Source organism: Idiomarina rhizosphaerae (genome assembly GCF_024159085.1).
In the GTDB taxonomy this organism is placed as follows: Bacteria; Pseudomonadota; Gammaproteobacteria; order Enterobacterales; family Alteromonadaceae; genus Idiomarina; species Idiomarina rhizosphaerae.
Map to the genome: position 1 here is coordinate 308,090 of NZ_JAMZDE010000006.1, position 16,309 is coordinate 324,398.

Genomic DNA, 16,309 nt, shown 5'->3' on the forward strand with positions numbered 1-16,309 from the left:
TCCTGTTTTTTTAATTATTCTACGCTAAATTATGCTAAACGCGTTCGTTACACTGAACGTTAATAACAATTGGCGTGCCCGACTTCTCCACCACAACATCGACAATGGTTGAGCGGTAGCCTTCGCGGCGGCCTTCTAATTGGTATTTACCCGGCTTTAACTGGATGGTTTTCTCTCTTACCTCACCCACAACACCAACGCCCAGTACTTTTATATAAGTGCGGTTGTCGGAGCGAATGGTCACATCGATGGGCTGATTTTCTTTTTCAATAAGCTGCTCAACCTGGTTTATTTTTTCACCCAGCTTTGCACTCAATTGCGTGAGCCCACTGTATTTTGACACCGCATTTACGGCATTTTGGCGAATGTTGTTGTCTGCAAGGCGGCCCGGTCTTTCAATATACACATCCAGCGCACTGCTGGCGGCTAATATTTCTCCCGCGCTTTGTTTAGCCTGCTGCACAACCCGGCTGTCCGGATAGTCCGCCAGACCCTTTTCTGCCAGCATCTGTACCGTCTGCCATTCGTCGGCACCGGCAAACACCTGAATGCGTTTTTCTAACGACTTCACACCCTGACTTTTTAACTCAGCGTCAATTTGCGCTTGCAGGGTAGCCAGTTCCGGCCGGTTGTTGTCTATCGCCGAAGCTTTGGCTAATGCCTCCTGGGCGCGATCAAAGTCCTTGTTATCAATGGCATTGACCGCCGTTGCCAAGGCACGGGCAAAACGTTGTTGTTTAATTTGCTGTTCCACTTTCGCTAAGGCTGCCTTTGCTTCCTGCTGTTGCGGATCAAGCTCTAGAATTCGTTGATAAGCAGCGCGCTGCTTCTCTATGTTACCTTCTACACCGCCCACTCTGGCCTGTTCATACAAATCAGCAACTTCATGGTAGGTGTCTATACGTTTCTGCAACGCCAGCGCATCGCTATAGTCGCCTTTTACGTTTATAGCCTGAGCATTCAACTGAGCGGCGTCATCAATGTCGTCGGCAGCAAAGGCTTTTGCTGCGTCTGCATAAGGTTGTTTATAAGCCTTTTCAAACGCGTTTTGGTACTCTGTAATACCAGTATTAAGTTGCTCGATAGTGGTTTGCGCCTGGCTGTAATTACTGGCGCCATAGTCATTAAAAGCCTGATCTATGTTGGCCTGAAAGCCCTCAACTTTGGCGGTCTGCCACTTCGATAAATACGGGGTAGCAACAAGATCAGAAACGCGCTGATTGGTCTCATTTAAGGCCGTTTGCAGCGCTTTTCTGTCTATTGCCTGGTTAGCAGAACTTGTCTGCAGCTCGCTTTTTTCTTGTTTTTCCGCGACTACCGGCGTGTTACCCGAAACCGGAAAATAAGCGAGTAAAGTAACGATAACGCCAATCAGCAAACAGGCAAAAACAGAGGCAATTACGCCAGTTACTATCATTTTCTTCTTTTTAGCGCGGTTTTCCGCTATTTGCTGATCAACAGACGACATCGTTACCTTTCCTTAGGTGAATTAAAGCTGAGTTAACGGCGTTGATTCGAGATCATAAATCTCTTTCAGCTTTTCGCGTAATTGCGCGTATTGCTCACCAGCGGTACCGGTTAATTCAATGTTCTGGTCATTAAGCTCAACCACCTGCGGCGTTACTTTTATGTCCAGGTTTTGTCCCATCTCATCAAGCAGTGCGCGTTGAGTGCCTAATTCACGATTGGTTTTTATTGCTTCGCTTAAGCTGTAAACCGCGCCTAAGCCCGCAGCAGCACTTGCCACCTGGCCCGCAGTAGAGCCTGAATTTTTTCCAAGCAAAATAGCAGCCGTAGCTAAAATACCAGCACCAACCTGCGCGCGGGTTCTCTCTGCTTTCTTACGGCGGATATCAATAGCAACCGGTAAGGTCTCTTCCTGATATGCACGGTAGGCGTCATGAGTAGTGGCATAAAACGTGTCGTAGCTGTCCTGCAATGAGTCAACAAACTGCTGGTCTTTCGCTTTAATCACATTAACCCGCTGATACATGGGGTCTGATTCAGCCGGAGCGCCGTTCAGCGTAATAGTGGTTCTATTCGAAAGAAAGCCACTAGACTCACCGAGGTAACCGCCGAAAGCCTCAGGACTGTACATTGCGGCATAGCGCATATCTGAAACCGCCTGAATGGTTTTCTTCTCTTCTTCAGACTTTTGAATTAGCAAGTCATAAACATAACCCGCAATGCTTTTAAAAATAGGGCCATAAGGGTTCTCACCCTTTCTTAACGCGTCACGGTAAAAGCCTGCGCCTACCTGATACTCAAACTCTTCCTCGCCCCAAATTTGGTTACTGGCGTCCATAACACGAACACCAATTTCAACGGTTTCGGTGTCTGAGTAATTAATTTTTCCTAAGACGTAAACATCGGCACTGACATTAGCATTGGGAGTAACGTTAATAGCACCAAAGGCCTTAGTATCAGAGAGTGCTTCGCGGGTATTTACGGCGAAACGGTTCGCTTCTAAACGGCGTACCTGCGGCCAAATATCTTCTTCAACAATGGCTTCATCATCAATATTACCGTAACTGTCTTTCGGCAAACCCGGGTCAAACACCGGAATAGCAACGTTAAGGTAAACATTAGAGTTGTAGCTGTAGCTACGCTCTTCTTTTCCTAAAGCTTTAGAGCTTCCCGGCCCGCTCATACTTGGGCCAACGCTGGTGACATTGGTTTGAGTTGACTGGCAGCCGGCTAATGTAAACATTGCAGAAAGCGTCATAACGACTGAAAATCGTTTTAGTTTTTTTAATTGAGCTAGTGTATTCATTGTTCTTCTTCCGTTAATTATTAACATCCGTACTCGGCCATTAAGCCTTTAAAATGCTCTTTCTCGGCTTCTGTTGTTGCAGAAGCCATGCCTTCTTTCACTGCGTCGCACACGGCCGAACTGCCACCACCGCTGTTGCCACGCTTATGATCTTTTGTATCCACCGAACTTTCCGATGCCATTGACGTAGATTGCTGTTGCTGCTCACTCGAGTTTGCGCCGCTATTACCTGAGCTGCCGGCAGAGCCCGAAGCACCACCTGCAGCACCAGAACCGCTACCGCTGGCAGCATCAGCAAGGCTGCCGGAAGCCGACGTGGTCGCCTCTTCCATACACTCTGCCGAGTCATCTAAAGAGGCAAATAACGCAGCCTCTTCAAGAGCAATGCGTTCTTGCAGAGTGAGAGTGCTGGGGTCGACGTCGTCAAACTCTATGTAGGCACAATCGGAATAGCTTTTATCCTGCGCTTCAGCCACACCACTGCCCAAGCAAAACACCGCCAGAAAACACACAGGCGTGTAGGCAAAGAAGTTGATGAGTGATGAACTGATTTTATCCACGGCTAGGAAACTATAAAATGACTTGAGGGCAGTACTCAGATAACGTTAAGTTAAGGTTATTATATTCCCGAATGTAAATAAACTGTAAATGTAAATTTTTTGTGGGGAAGCCGTTCGTTTGCTGCTATTTACAGCACTCCATCATTACCTTGAAAACGCTGTAGCATAAAATCAATAAACAGCCTTACCCTGTATGGAATATTTTCTCTGTCCCGGTAGAGCATTTCACACCCGCGAGCCTGGTTGCTCCAGTCCGGTAAAATGTGTTGAATTTTGCCTGACTCGAGCAGAGATTGCGCGTGGTAGTCGGGAATAAAGCCAACGCCTATGCCACCGGCTATTACTTCAGTCAGTAAACTCATGTCATCCACTTTTAAGCGTATGTTGTCGGTAGCCGTATAAGCCTGCTTTTCACCCGAGTGAATATGCTGCAGACTCCAGATCAACATAGGCGAACATAGTACCGTGGGTAACCCGGCTAAGTCGGCGGGAGCCTTTATGTGGGATACGTCCAAATTTGCCGGACCGCAAATAGCAAAACGAATATTGGTTAATTGTCGGCCAATCCAGTGAGTTGCGCTGTGATGACCAATGCGAAAAGCCAAATCCATGGCTTCTTCATCAATGTCGATAGTTTGGTTTGATAGCTTTAAGTCGAGCTCAATGTCCGGATACTGCCTCATAAACGCATTAAAATGATGAACCAGTACCTGAACGCTGAAATTAATTGGGGCAGAAATTCTTATCGTACCCTTGGCCTCGTTTCTGTCCTGCTGCAGGCACGCAGCCACATTGTCCAGCTCGTCGAAAATAGGCGCACTTCTGCGGTAATACCGTTGCCCCGCAAAAGTTAGTTGCACACGGTGAGCGTCGCGATTAAAGAGCCGCAACGCTAAGTCTTGTTCCAGCTTGGCAATTCTGCGGCTGAGTGTGGAAAGCGGCATTTGTAAGGCAACCGCCGCTTGTTTAAAACTGCCATACTGCGCCACCATACAGAAGCAGCGCATGTCATCCAGTGAGTAATTAGGTTTCATATTTGGAATTTTAATTCCCATTTTCTCTTATTTATACCGTAAATAGAATCTATACACTGTCAGTCATGATTTCTCAAGTTTCTTCCTGCGGAGATACGTATGAACCGTTCAGCCAATACAAACGCTGTTTTGCTATTACTATTATGCGCTTTCTTCTGGGGAGCTTCCTTTCCCGTGGGCAAACACGCTCTGGGAGAAGTTCACGCCCTGACGTTAGTTATTTGGCGTTTTGCCATAGCCGCCGCTTGTCTGTTTGCTTTCATAAAGTGGAAGCGCATACCCATACCCGAGTTAAGAGCTAAACAATGGCTGTGGGTCGTTGGTGTCTCAATTGTTGGCGTAGGCGGACTCAACCTAGGGCTATTCACCGGCCTGGCTCAAACTAACGCCAGCAACGGTGCCTTGATTATGGCGCTAAGCCCGTTAACCACATCGCTAATTGGCTCTTTATTGCAGCGTAAGCTGCTGACGCGCGGTGCCGTATTCAGCCTGGTGGTGTGCTTGTCGGGCGTGTTGCTTGTGCTGACCAACGGCGAACTGAAACGCTTACTCAGTTTCGAATTTAACCACGGCGACCAGATCATCTTTTTAGGTATGTTGTGCTGGAGCCTCTACACCTACTTAACGCAAGGTATTAGCCGCTGGATGCCCATGATCCCCTATACCTTTATTGGCATGTTAGCCGGCCTTGGCGTTATTTCTGTAGTAGCGGCGTTTAGCGCGGAAGCCCACCCTGTTCAGGAAAGCCTGGCAATAAGCCAAATTGTCTTAGCCGACTTACTCTTCATTGGAGTTTTTGGCACCGTGGGTGGCTACCTTTTATGGATTTCCGGCGTCAAACAGCTTGGTGCCGCAAACGCCTCTTTGTTTTTTAACTTCGTGCCAATTTTTGCCGCACTTACCGCCGTAACTTTCGGCCAGAACGTTACCGGTTTGCAGCTGCTTGGTATGGCGGTTGTAATTTCAGGGCTGCTGCTACCCCGACTAACTCATTGGCGACAGCAGCGTTTTGCGCGCATGGGTTAAGACAAATAAGCCATAATTTGAGGGCGGAAAATAAAAAACACCGCCGCCAACAAACATAAACCAGCCCAAACAAAGTCCAGCCGGAACGGCTCATTCATATAGAAAATAGCAAAGGGTACAAACACACTTAGGGTAATCACTTCCTGAATAATCTTGAGTTGCCCTAAGTTCAGAACCGTATAGCCAATTCTATTAGCCGGAACCTGAAATAAATATTCCAGCAACGCGATGCCCCAACTAACCAATGCGGCAATAATCCATGGCTTATGGTTCAGGTCTTTAAGATGCGCATACCAGGCAAAGGTCATAAATACATTGCTGATTACCAGCAAACCAATTGACCATACAACAGGGTGAATTCCGTAAATCATGATGAAAAGTCCCTAGATTACTTTGAGCAATATTGTTGTTAAACGAAATAATAAGCTCTTGCTTATCGGATACCAGGATAGTATCTTATAAAAATGTCTAATTCTAATACACAATTTTCAATCGCCGTTCATATGCTGGTAGGCATGGCAAAACATGGCAAAGTGAGCTCTGCGGTGCTCGCCGAAACAGTGAATGCTAATCCAATTTTCTTGAAAAGGATTCTTGCGAAACTATCAAATGCAGGTCTTATTAGCACAGTATCGGGAAGAAATGGAGGCTGCATGTTATCTCGGCAGCCCGAAAAGATATCATTACTTGACGTGTATAAGGCTGTTGAAGCACCGAAAGCTTTCGCTATCCATCGTTACGTAAAGAATAACTCTTGTGCTATCAGCTCTAATATACAGGGCGTATTGGCCGGGGTTCTGACCAAAGTTCAAATATCGCAGGAGGAGATCCTGAGCAGTAAATCAATCCTTGATATGTCAAATGAAGTGACAAGAAAGGAGTAACTTTTTTTTACCTAAATTAGATACTTTTTTAGTATCCATTAAGAGGAGTTTAACATGGCTAAATTAGACGGAAAAATCGCTCTCGTAACCGGCGGTAACTCGGGCATTGGCTTTGCCATTGCAAAACAGTTTATTGATGAAGGCGCGTTCGTTATCGTTACCGCTCGAAGAAAGTCTAAGCTTGAGGAGGCAGTTTCAGAACTTGGAGACCGCGCGGCAGGTTTCACTGCCGATGTTTCAAACCTTAAAGCATTAGACGACCTGTACCAGTACATCAAAGAGAAATTCGGGAAACTGGATATCGTAGTAGCCAACGCTGGCGGTGGTAAATTTCAGTCACTAGGTGAGATAACGGAAGATAATTACTATTCAACATTCGACACCAATGTGAAAGGGGTAATCTTTACTGTACAAAAAGCACTGCCACTTCTTTCCTCATCGTCATCAATTATTCTTACGGGCTCCAGTACTTCGGTTAGTGGAACACCCGCATTTAGCGTATACAGTGCTAGTAAAAGTGCCGTTAGAAATCTTGTCCGTAGCTGGATTATTGACTTGAAAGGCACCGGAATTAGAGTGAATGTTCTTAGTCCAGGTACAACGAAGACTCCAGGACTAGTTGGCCTTGTTCCCAAAGAGCAGGAAGATGAATTCTTACATGCGTCTTCATCAGAAATTCCGCTTGGACGATTAGGTGAACCACAAGAGCTAGGTAAAGCTGCCGCTTTTCTTGCGTCTGATGATGCTTCCTTTATCAATGGCATTGAGCTATTCGTTGATGGAGGTCAGGTTCAAGTTTAGAACCCAAATTGAAGTGGACGAAGAAACAGGCGAGATTAAATCGACCAAGTACACTTGTTACATCAGTAGAAAGTTAACTGGTTTAAAAGCGGATAATGAACGCTTAACTACCCGCTTTCACACATGCCTGCTGTGTCTTTAGGAGCCGATTAATCGGCTCCACTTGGAGTGCTGAGAGTACTTGCCATGGATAGCTCACGCCTTGCTATGAATCGCCACCAGTCCACTAAACTCGAACAAGATCCATCAAGGGCTCAAATGAATAAAGGGCAGCCCTCCTACCGGACGCTTCTTCAACTGTTTTAAGGATACCTTGATCAAGTAATACTCTCGTGAATCGCGATGCTGTGGCTGAAGGAATACCGCTACCTGCACTAAACCTATTATTTCTAAAAACTGGGTTAGTGAATACAAAATCTAATGCAGCTAAGCTCCATTTTGAAGATAACAAATCCGCAAACGTTTGCTTCATCTCTTCGTATAGACCTCTAATATTTTCTGCAACAGATAAATTTCTGATAGCTTGCTGCTCAATTGCTTCGAGAAAAAAGGAACACCACTCATCCCAGTTTCCGGTCTCAGAAACACGTCTCATAGTATCAATGTATTCATCCTTATTCTCTTCAAGGTATCCACTTACATAGAAATGAGGAGCTGATATAGAGCCTGCTTGCCAAAGCATTAACGTGATCAGCATCCTACCAATCCTTCCATTTCCATCCTTAAATGGGTGCAGGGCTTCAAACTCAATATGGGTCATCGCAGCTTTAATTAAAGCTGGGTCTCCATTGTTTTCTATATAGTCAAACAAAGTATCAAGCCCGTCTTGTAATTTTTCTGGGCTAATTGGCACAAAGAGTATTCTCTTTCGGCCTTTGTCAGCTAGATAGTTTTGCTCATTTTTGAACTTACCGGGTGATTTTGAAGCTCCTCGACCAAAAGAAAGTAATCGCCCATGGATGGTTCTAATTAAAGATTGCGAAATCGGGTATCCATCAATAATAGCTCCCTGTGCTAGTTTCAGTGCTCTCTGATACAGCAGGGTTTCGATTACTTCAGACCTTACTCCCTCAGGAGTTGTCGTTTCATTTTCATGGTCTGCCTCATATTTGAGGATCTCATCCATCGTACTGACCGTTCCCTCCATCCTCGAGGAGATGACAGCCTCCTGGTTTCTAAGAGGAGCTAGCAATATCTCACTGTTATGCATGTTTTTCAGCATCTGGTCATATCGTGCTATTGCATCCGTAGCTTTAAGTAATGCGCCGACGAATTTACTATAGTCCAATTTTTGAGGTGGGAATTTTTCATAGTGATAGTGAACTGCATGTTCTAGGTTGAGTTCCATTTTTGAGTTTGCCGTTTTAGTAAAGGTTTTAGCATCTAAGTGTATAGGTTTATAATATTTCATAAAGTTTGAATGTCAAATAACTCAAAAAGTGATAAACAAAAATATTTTGACGCGAATCGATCAAGCCCTAAATTCATTTGTTTCTCATTTTTGGCAGTTATTGATTACCAATTGGATTTGATGTGCATATATTAGCATCTACTGGTTTTGCCTATCACTTTTGTGATTTTTTGATAGACAAGTGTTTTTGACGTGAATTCGTTAAGCTCTAAGGTCTTTGTCCTTCATTTCAAAAGATATTTGGTACGCAAAAGACATTAAACAGCAGTTATTAGACTAACTATGAATCAAGAGCTAGCTTCTCATGACCACTACATTCGGGCGGGAGAGACGAAAAGGTCGGCTACCTTAAATGTTCAGAACTATTAGATCCTAAATATATCTCAGGAATAGCATACTATTATGCGACGTGGAGGGAAGAGCTTACAATAACGTTAAATAGCTAACTTCATCAAAGCATTAAAGAGATAATTAATGATGAACATCTTTGTATAAGTGGTGGCCCCTCCCAGATTTGAACTGGGGACCAACCGATTATGAGTCGGGTGCTCTAACCACTGAGCTAAGGGGCCATTTTTGATTGAAAGCTGTGAAGCGGCGCAAATTATACGAACTTTTTAGGCTTTTGTCATGGGTATCAGCACGTTAAATCGTGAAGTTTTATCAACTTTTTCATAACTGATGTCGCCACCCTGGCTGTGCAGTGTGTCCCGCACTACCTTAAGGCCTATGCCGTAGTGCTTTGGGGCCAGCTCGTCGGCGTGGAAGAGTAAATGCTTGTTTTTCTCTTCTATACCCGAGCTTTCGTCGCTAACGGCAATTTTTATAAAGTTTTCTTCGGTGGTTGCCTGCAGCATAATTTCGGAATTTACCGGCACAAAGCTCATTATATGGCGTATTAAGTAGTCCATTGCAAAGCGCACAAGTAATGGGTCGGCCTCTAGCTTCAGCCCTTTTTCTGCTATGGCGGTTAGCGTAATATCTTTTTCGTTACCATGGCCTTCGTGGTAGTCGGCTAGGTTCTGCAGAAAGTCTTCTACATCCAGTGACACGGTTTTGCCATTGCCCATTTCTGAGGTAACTTTCTCAAACGAATTAAACAGTTCGGTTAGCTGCGAAACCTTGCGCTTAATGTCGTCTTCACTCATTTTTGAGAGCTTGCGCTGCATGTCTTCCAGATCAGTTAATGCCAGCGCTGTCATTGAGCGGGCAATGCGCCCTACCAGCGTTTTCTGGTTAGCCATAATAACTTTGTTCATCTGCTGGCTAAGCTCACGCTCTTTGGCCTGAATTTTCTGACGCGCCTGATACAACAGCAACAACAACGGCTGTATTTCTGGTATTTCAGTGGTTACGGTAACGGCCTGAGAGCTGTCTTCAGCCTGCGCCACAATGCGGTCACGTTCAGAGTGCCAGTTGCGGTTAAATACCGACTCGCACACCACCAGTATGCCGCCAATAATGGCAAGCAACACAAACAGTACGCTTACAATAATAGAGAAGTCGGCAGGTACCAGCTGTACTTCTTTTTTAAGCCAAATGCCCAGGTTGTAATGGTTTGTCTCGGGGCAAGCAGCGACTACTGTCGCGACCCGGTCATTCGACTGTACCGAGACCACCTCGCGCTGCTGCTCTAATGAGCGCTGTACTGCAGAACGGACAATAGGAACATCGTCATTACTAATGCCAATTTCCGAGGCGCTACTGCCGCTGGTAGGGAATGCGAAACCCATAAAGCCTTGGGCTGTGTGCCAGAAACCACCTTTAACGCCCTGAGTATCCGCTATAGCGTCGCTGAGTGCCTGATGCATTAAGTCGGGGTTGGCTACTTGTTGTTGCGGTGATTCAGAAGCAGGGAAAAGGCTATTTACCGCTAATTGCACATTCTGGCAGGAACGGCTCATGGCATTTTGATTGCGCTGCAGGGTTTCGCTTGCCGAAAACCAGAACGCAACTAACAAACCGCCGACAGCCACTGCAATTAACGCAATAGCCAGACGGCGGTTATATTTAGTGTGAGATGAGAGAGACTGCACTTACCTCACTCTCTGTTTTTAAGGTAAATTGTAAAAACTGCGGGCATTTTGATAAAAGACTTTATCAACTGCCTCTTCGCTATCCAGAGCATTCACAATATTAGTGATGTCTGAAGGCTCGAATGAACGATTACTGCGCGTGCCCGGTAAATCGGTACCAAACATCAACGCGTCCGGGTTCGTTTCATTCAGGGTTTTAATAGCCTCTTCAATATTCACTTCGGTACGACCAAAACCACTGGCTTTAATTTTTACGCCACCTTCAGCTAAACGACGAACCTGGGACAGGCCAGACTTCGCCATACCTAAATGGTCAACACTGAGTTTCGGCAATTTAAGCAGCGTAGGAACCATGTCGTCCAGCTCGCGGCTGTCAACATATATTTCCAGGTGCCATCCGGCTAAGTCCCAAATGCGCTTACCAAAATCAACAATACCTTCAATATCACGATGCACACCGCGTTTTAAGTTAACGCGCACACCGCGAATGCCGTGCTCTTTCAATTGCTGAATTTTTTCATCGCTAACGGTTCCCGGCAACTGGGTAACACCCACAAAGTTGTTGCCCAGGTTTTCCAGTGCGGCTTTCAGGTAGCGCTGTTCAAAACCCTGGAACGAACCTGACACAATGACTCCACCTTCAATAGGCATGCCTCGTACCAGGTTACGATAGTCATCAATGTAAAAAGGCTCAGGGATATGACCTTGGTTTTCAATTAGCGGAAACTCGTCATCATAAATGTGCAAATGCGAGTCAATAATACGTTTCGGCCAATTGTCACGGTTGTTACCCATGCTGCCTCCTTTGTCAGAGAATATCTTACTCATCCAAGAACGATTTAAGCTGCTCTGAGCGGCTTGGATGGCGAAGCTTTCTTAATGCTTTGGCTTCAATTTGACGAATTCGTTCACGTGTCACGTCAAACTGCTTGCCCACTTCTTCTAAAGTATGGTCGGTATTCATATCAATACCAAAGCGCATACGCAATACTTTAGCTTCACGTGCTGTTAAACCACCAAGTACATCACGAACCGAGTTACGCAGGCTTTCTGATGTTGCCGAGTCAATTGGCAAGTCCAGCGTGTTGTCTTCAATAAAGTCACCCAGATGCGAATCTTCATCGTCGCCAATTGGGGTTTCCATTGAAATAGGCTCTTTCGCTATTTTAAGTACTTTGCGAATTTTGTCTTCCGGCATCATCATGCGCTCTGCCAGTTCTTCCGGCAGTGGCTCGCGACCCATTTCCTGCAACATTTGGCGAGAAATACGGTTCAGCTTATTGATGGTTTCAATCATATGAACCGGGATACGAATAGTACGCGCCTGGTCCGCAATTGAACGGGTAATTGCCTGACGGATCCACCAGGTTGCATAAGTTGAGAACTTATAACCACGGCGGTATTCGAATTTATCCACGGCTTTCATCAAACCAATGTTACCTTCCTGAATTAAGTCCAGGAATTGTAAGCCACGGTTGGTGTATTTTTTCGCAATAGAGATAACCAAACGCAGGTTAGCTTCAACCATCTCTTTTTTCGCACGGCGCGCTTTGGCTTCGCCAATGGACATGCGACGGTTAATTTCTTTAACCTTACCAATGGTTAAGCCAGTTTCACGTTCTACATCAACCAGCTTGTTTACGCAGCGTTCAATTTCGCCGCGAACTTCTTTCAAGGTGTCGGAGTAGCTCGCACCAGAGTCAATTTCTTTATCAACCCAGGCCATGTTGTTTTCATGGGTAGCAAAAGCTTTCATGAAGTTGCGTTTAGGCATTTCGCCCTGTTCAACGCTTATCTTCATAATAATACGTTCCTGCACACGAACACGCTGCATCATGGCACGCATATCTTTAACCAAACGGTCAAATTGCTTAGGAACCAAACGGAACTGTTTGAATAAGTCGCTTAACTTGTCGATTTCAACACGAGCGCCCGCGCCATCACGACCATGTTTAGCAATGGCCTGACGTGTCGCTTCGTATTGTTCGCGCAGTGCATTAAATTTGCTGCGTGCAAATTCCGGATCAATACCGGTATCCGCTTCTTCCTCGTCTTCGTCATCATCGTCGTCTTCTTTTTCCAGCTCTTCGCTTGGAAGTTCAGAACCCACGTTAGTAGCAGCTACTGGCGCTTCGTCTACTTCGTCTGGGTCGATGAATCCGGAAATAATGTCGGTTAAGCGCAGCTCTTCGGCTTCGTAGGAATCCCACTGCTCAAGCAAGAAGTTAATGGCTTCAGGGTATTCAGCAACAGAGCACTGAACCTGGTTAATGCCTTCTTCAATACGCTTGGCAATGTCAATTTCGCCTTCACGAGTCAGTAGCTCAACGGTACCCATTTCACGCATGTACATGCGCACTGGGTCAGTTGTGCGACCAATTTCGCCATCGACAGAGGCTAATGCTTGCGCGGCTTCTTCGGCAGCGTCTTCATCTGCAGCACTTTCTGCCATCATCAGATCATCGGCATCGGGTGCGCTTTCAAACACGCGAATACCCATGTCGTTGATCATGCGAATAATGTCTTCAACCTGATCGGAATCAACAATTTCCTGAGGTAAATGGTCATTGACCTCAGCAAATGTCAAAAACCCTTGTTCTTTGCCTTTCGCAATAAGGACCTTAAGTTGCGATTGCCGATTCTGCTGCATACAGACGTTCCACCTGTGACTGTGAATGTAGAGTATCCAAAATGACCAAATAGTATATCAGAATACTGATTTTGAAGCTAGCGTAAGGCGTACCCAGATGTACTATCTTGCCTTACTCAAATACTGAATCAGCGTCTGATATTCCTGACGCTCAACTCGTGTTAATGCGCCTTCCTGCTCTTTCTTTAAAAGTGCGTTCGCGCGCTGCTCAAAATATTGGTCAATTAGATAAATAAATATATCGTTAAATTCTTGCTCAACGTTGTCTTCGTCAAGCTGATGTTGCCATAACGCGAGTTTCTGCAAAGGCTGGTAAAACTCGGTATCGCGCCAGCCTTCTAACACCTGCGCTGTGGTCATTTGTCGTTCTGCACACTGCTTGTGCAAAGCAATTAGTAAATCAATGCCGCTAACCTGCAGCTCTAACAGTTCTTCACGAACCGGAACCGACTGCGCCAGTTGCGGGTACTGCAGTAACAAAGCAATAGCTTTGCGTAACGGCGTCATTTTTACGCTTTCTTTTGGTTGCGACTGACGTTGCGGCTTTTCAAACTGACGCTCCAGTTGCGACGTTTCGCGGCGAAGCTTTTCTGCTAACCGCTGCATTAAGGTGTCGCGATAATATTCACTAGCCACTTTCTCAATTAAGGGTTTTGCAATATTCAGTAATTGAGAGCGTCCGGCGTCGCTACTAACGTCAATGTCGGCCTGTAAATGCTCGAAGAAATATTCAGTGAATGGTGTCGCCTTTTTTAATTCACGTTCAAAGGCTTCGGCGCCGTGCTCGCGCACAACTGAATCTGGGTCTTCACCTTCCGGCAAGAACAGAAACGCCATATCCAGACCGTCGCGCAACAGTGGCAAGGCATTTTCTAATGCACGCCAGGCGGCGTCGCGGCCTGCGCGGTCACCGTCGTAACAACAAACAATTCTGCCACTAGTACGGAATAACCGCTGTAATTGTTCACTGGTAGTAGCCGTACCCAAAGACGCAACGGCGTAGTGAATGCCCGCTTCGGACAAAGCCACCACGTCCATATAGCCTTCGACAATACAAACCTGTTCTGGTTTCCTTACGGCCTGCTGCATATGCCAGTAACCGTATAACTCACTGCCTTTGTGAAACAGTCGGGTTTCCGGAGAGTTTAAGTACTTGGGTCCGTCGCCATCAATAATGCGACCGCCAAAGCCCACCACCCGGCCACGCCGGTCATGAATAGGAAACATGACCCGGTCACGAAAAAAGTCGTAATGCCGACCTTTCTCGTTGCGGTTAATAAGCTTTAATTCCAGTAACTGCTGGCGTTGCGGGGCCGAGCTGCCAAACGTACTTAGCAGGCTGTCCCAGGCGTCCGGTGCATAGCCAATTTGAAAGCGTTTTACCGTTTCGCCGCTTAAGCCCCGACCTTTTAAGTAATCTATAACCCGCTTTGAGTTTTCATGGTGCTTTAACTGATGCTGGAAAAAACGAGCTGTTTTACTCATAAGCTCGGAGTCATCCTGCACCTGTTGCTGCTTCTTTTGTGCTAACTGAGGGTTCTCCGGTTGTTCCCGAGGAACCTCAACTCCCATAATGCCGGCCAGTTCTTCCACCGCATCGGGGAAGTTTAAGCCGTCAAACTCCATCAGAAAATCAATAGCGTTACCGTGCGCTCCACAGCCAAAGCAATGGTAAAACTGCTTGTCCTGGCTAACGGTAAACGACGGTGTTTTCTCATTATGGAACGGGCAACAGGCCTGATGGTTTCTACCGGCCTTTTTCAACGGTACGCGGCTATCAACTATTTCAACAATGTCTGCTCGTTCGAGCAAATCATGGATAAAGCTTTTGGGGATCAGGCCTGCCATATTGTTTCAATACCGAAGTTGCGAAAACAAGAAAGTTGCGAAAACAAAAAGTAGCAGAAACACGAAAGCCGCGACGATATAGTCACGGCTTTCAGCACTTTACGGAAAAGTGAACACTCAAATTGTCGTAGGTATGGTCTTAGTAAAGACGAGTACGACGAGCGTTATCACGAGACAGTTTTTTCGCGTGACGCTTTACCGCAGCAGCTTTCTTGCGCTTACGCTCTGAAGTCGGCTTTTCATAGTGCTCGCGACGACGAACTTCAGAGAGAACACCTGCTTTTTCACAAGAGCGCTTAAAGCGACGCAAAGCTACGTCAAACGGCTCGTTTTCTTTCACTTTAACGACTGGCATTAAAAAATCACCTCGGGTAAATTATCTGTTTCGGTTAAAAATTAACCACTACGGGTTCAATTGGTGCTGAATTGTACCGACTCAGATTCGCCTTGTAAAGTGTTATCCGAAGCATCCCATCCAGGGTCATTATCGCTAAGCAGTTCGCGGACTGGCGTAGAGTGCAGGAAAAGCTTACTGACTAAATCCTGTAAATTATTTGGTTTTTCTTTGTACGACAAACCAAGTTGCCATAACTGCGGGCCGACCGACCTGATGCTTCGGGTTATTAACTGCTGAAGCAAAATGGTTTCGTCGTCTGTTTTGACTCTGACTTCAGCTTCTAAGCCTCTGCTGTCCTCGATATTAACCGGTGAGGTGCCAAAGTAATTGAATGCGATACCTTTATTGGAAATATCCACAATTTTCCCGGTTAGAGGTTCACCGAGTTTATCTTTTAGCTGCAACTGGAGTCTTGCATCGCAGTTTACTCCAACCCTTGGCGAAGACCGCAGAATTTCCACACTGGCATTTCTGGGGTAACTGACAAACAGAAGTTTTTGCGGGTATTGGGTAATATGGAGAATGTCGACTACGCCGGTTACCTGCTCACCTTTTGGAGAGACCGTTTTTATTGCAACATTCTTTTCTGTAGCCAGCATTGGCAAGATATCTTGCCAGCAATACTGTCTGGAAAGTTCCAGAATAAGATAATCAGGATGCTGTTGACCCACCAGCGTCATATTTAAGCGTTTATAGCTCTGCTTATCTTTAATCTGGACTTCGACGGACTGCCTGAATCCACTGTTTGCCAAAACATCGCTGTTCTCCCGCATCAGTGTTAACCCCTGCTTTATTATTTTTATGAAACTCATCATAGCTTATATCTAAGGTTTTTTAAGCCACAGGCCAATTATTTTTATTTGATGTCAATTGACGTCATTTAATGCGT

General features: G+C 45.8%; 15 protein-coding genes and 1 tRNA gene. 3 read left to right on the plus strand and 13 right to left on the minus strand.

Features of this window, described 5'->3' with window-relative positions:
* Window positions 1–34 precede the first annotated feature (34 nt).
* The 4 genes from NJR55_RS07115 to NJR55_RS07130 all read right to left on the minus strand — a co-directional run bounded on the left by NJR55_RS07115 (window position 35) and on the right by NJR55_RS07130 (window position 4,388).
* A complete protein-coding gene (locus NJR55_RS07115) occupies window positions 35–1,468 on the minus strand; it encodes a tetratricopeptide repeat protein (protein WP_253619119.1) in 1,434 nt (477 codons plus the stop codon).
* A gap of 21 nt (window positions 1,469–1,489) precedes the next feature.
* A complete protein-coding gene (locus NJR55_RS07120) occupies window positions 1,490–2,725 on the minus strand; it encodes a hypothetical protein (protein ID WP_253619121.1) in 1,236 nt (411 codons plus the stop codon).
* A 68-nt stretch (window positions 2,726–2,793) separates the two neighbouring features.
* Window positions 2,794–3,333 carry a hypothetical protein gene (locus NJR55_RS07125; protein WP_253619123.1) on the minus strand — a complete coding sequence of 180 codons (540 nt, stop codon included), beginning with the start codon at window positions 3,331–3,333 and terminating at the stop codon, window positions 2,794–2,796.
* 128 nt (window positions 3,334–3,461) lie between these two features.
* On the minus strand, window positions 3,462–4,388 hold the full coding sequence (locus tag NJR55_RS07130; protein ID WP_253619125.1) for a LysR family transcriptional regulator: 927 nt from the start codon (window positions 4,386–4,388) through the stop codon (window positions 3,462–3,464).
* A 78-nt stretch (window positions 4,389–4,466) separates the two neighbouring features.
* On the opposite strand from NJR55_RS07130, the gene NJR55_RS07135 reads away from it, so the two are divergent.
* On the plus strand, window positions 4,467–5,393 hold the full coding sequence (locus NJR55_RS07135; RefSeq protein WP_253619127.1) for a DMT family transporter: 927 nt from the start codon (window positions 4,467–4,469) through the stop codon (window positions 5,391–5,393).
* Here NJR55_RS07135 and NJR55_RS07140 read toward each other — a convergent pair.
* Window positions 5,390–5,764, minus strand: coding sequence for a DMT family protein (locus NJR55_RS07140; protein ID WP_275978064.1), 375 nt, complete (start codon window positions 5,762–5,764; stop codon window positions 5,390–5,392). The genes NJR55_RS07135 and NJR55_RS07140 overlap by 4 nt on opposite strands.
* A 93-nt stretch (window positions 5,765–5,857) precedes the next feature.
* On the opposite strand from NJR55_RS07140, the gene NJR55_RS07145 reads away from it, so the two are divergent.
* Window positions 5,858–6,277, plus strand: coding sequence for an Rrf2 family transcriptional regulator (locus NJR55_RS07145; protein ID WP_253619129.1), 420 nt, complete (start codon window positions 5,858–5,860; stop codon window positions 6,275–6,277).
* A 54-nt stretch (window positions 6,278–6,331) separates the two neighbouring features.
* Window positions 6,332–7,078, plus strand: a complete 747-nt coding sequence (locus NJR55_RS07150; protein ID WP_253619131.1) for an SDR family NAD(P)-dependent oxidoreductase — start codon at window positions 6,332–6,334, stop codon at window positions 7,076–7,078.
* 226 nt (window positions 7,079–7,304) lie between these two features.
* Here the strand turns inward: NJR55_RS07150 and NJR55_RS07155 are convergent, their stop codons facing one another.
* From NJR55_RS07155 to NJR55_RS07190, 8 genes are all read right to left on the minus strand, one after another.
* Window positions 7,305–8,489, minus strand: coding sequence for a Fic family protein (locus NJR55_RS07155; protein WP_253619133.1), 1,185 nt, complete (start codon window positions 8,487–8,489; stop codon window positions 7,305–7,307).
* Window positions 8,490–8,985: 496 nt separating this feature from the next.
* Window positions 8,986–9,061 (minus strand) — tRNA-Ile (locus NJR55_RS07160).
* A gap of 45 nt (window positions 9,062–9,106) precedes the next feature.
* Complete coding sequence (locus tag NJR55_RS07165) at window positions 9,107–10,525, minus strand: sensor histidine kinase (RefSeq protein WP_253619135.1); 1,419 nt, start codon at window positions 10,523–10,525, stop codon at window positions 9,107–9,109.
* Window positions 10,526–10,543: 18 nt separating this feature from the next.
* The gene (locus NJR55_RS07170) at window positions 10,544–11,320 is read right to left on the minus strand and encodes an amidohydrolase family protein (protein ID WP_011235426.1); all 777 of its coding nucleotides are present in this window, start codon (window positions 11,318–11,320) and stop codon (window positions 10,544–10,546) included.
* A gap of 25 nt (window positions 11,321–11,345) precedes the next feature.
* On the minus strand, window positions 11,346–13,175 hold the full coding sequence (gene rpoD / locus NJR55_RS07175) for an RNA polymerase sigma factor RpoD (protein WP_253619137.1): 1,830 nt from the start codon (window positions 13,173–13,175) through the stop codon (window positions 11,346–11,348).
* 102 nt (window positions 13,176–13,277) lie between these two features.
* A complete protein-coding gene (gene dnaG / locus NJR55_RS07180) occupies window positions 13,278–15,023 on the minus strand; it encodes a DNA primase (RefSeq protein ID WP_253619139.1) in 1,746 nt (581 codons plus the stop codon).
* A gap of 139 nt (window positions 15,024–15,162) precedes the next feature.
* On the minus strand, window positions 15,163–15,378 hold the full coding sequence (gene rpsU, locus NJR55_RS07185; protein WP_011235429.1) for a 30S ribosomal protein S21: 216 nt from the start codon (window positions 15,376–15,378) through the stop codon (window positions 15,163–15,165).
* A 56-nt stretch (window positions 15,379–15,434) separates the two neighbouring features.
* The gene (locus tag NJR55_RS07190; RefSeq protein ID WP_231378595.1) at window positions 15,435–16,235 is read right to left on the minus strand and encodes a PilZ domain-containing protein; all 801 of its coding nucleotides are present in this window, start codon (window positions 16,233–16,235) and stop codon (window positions 15,435–15,437) included.
* Window positions 16,236–16,309 lie beyond the last annotated feature (74 nt).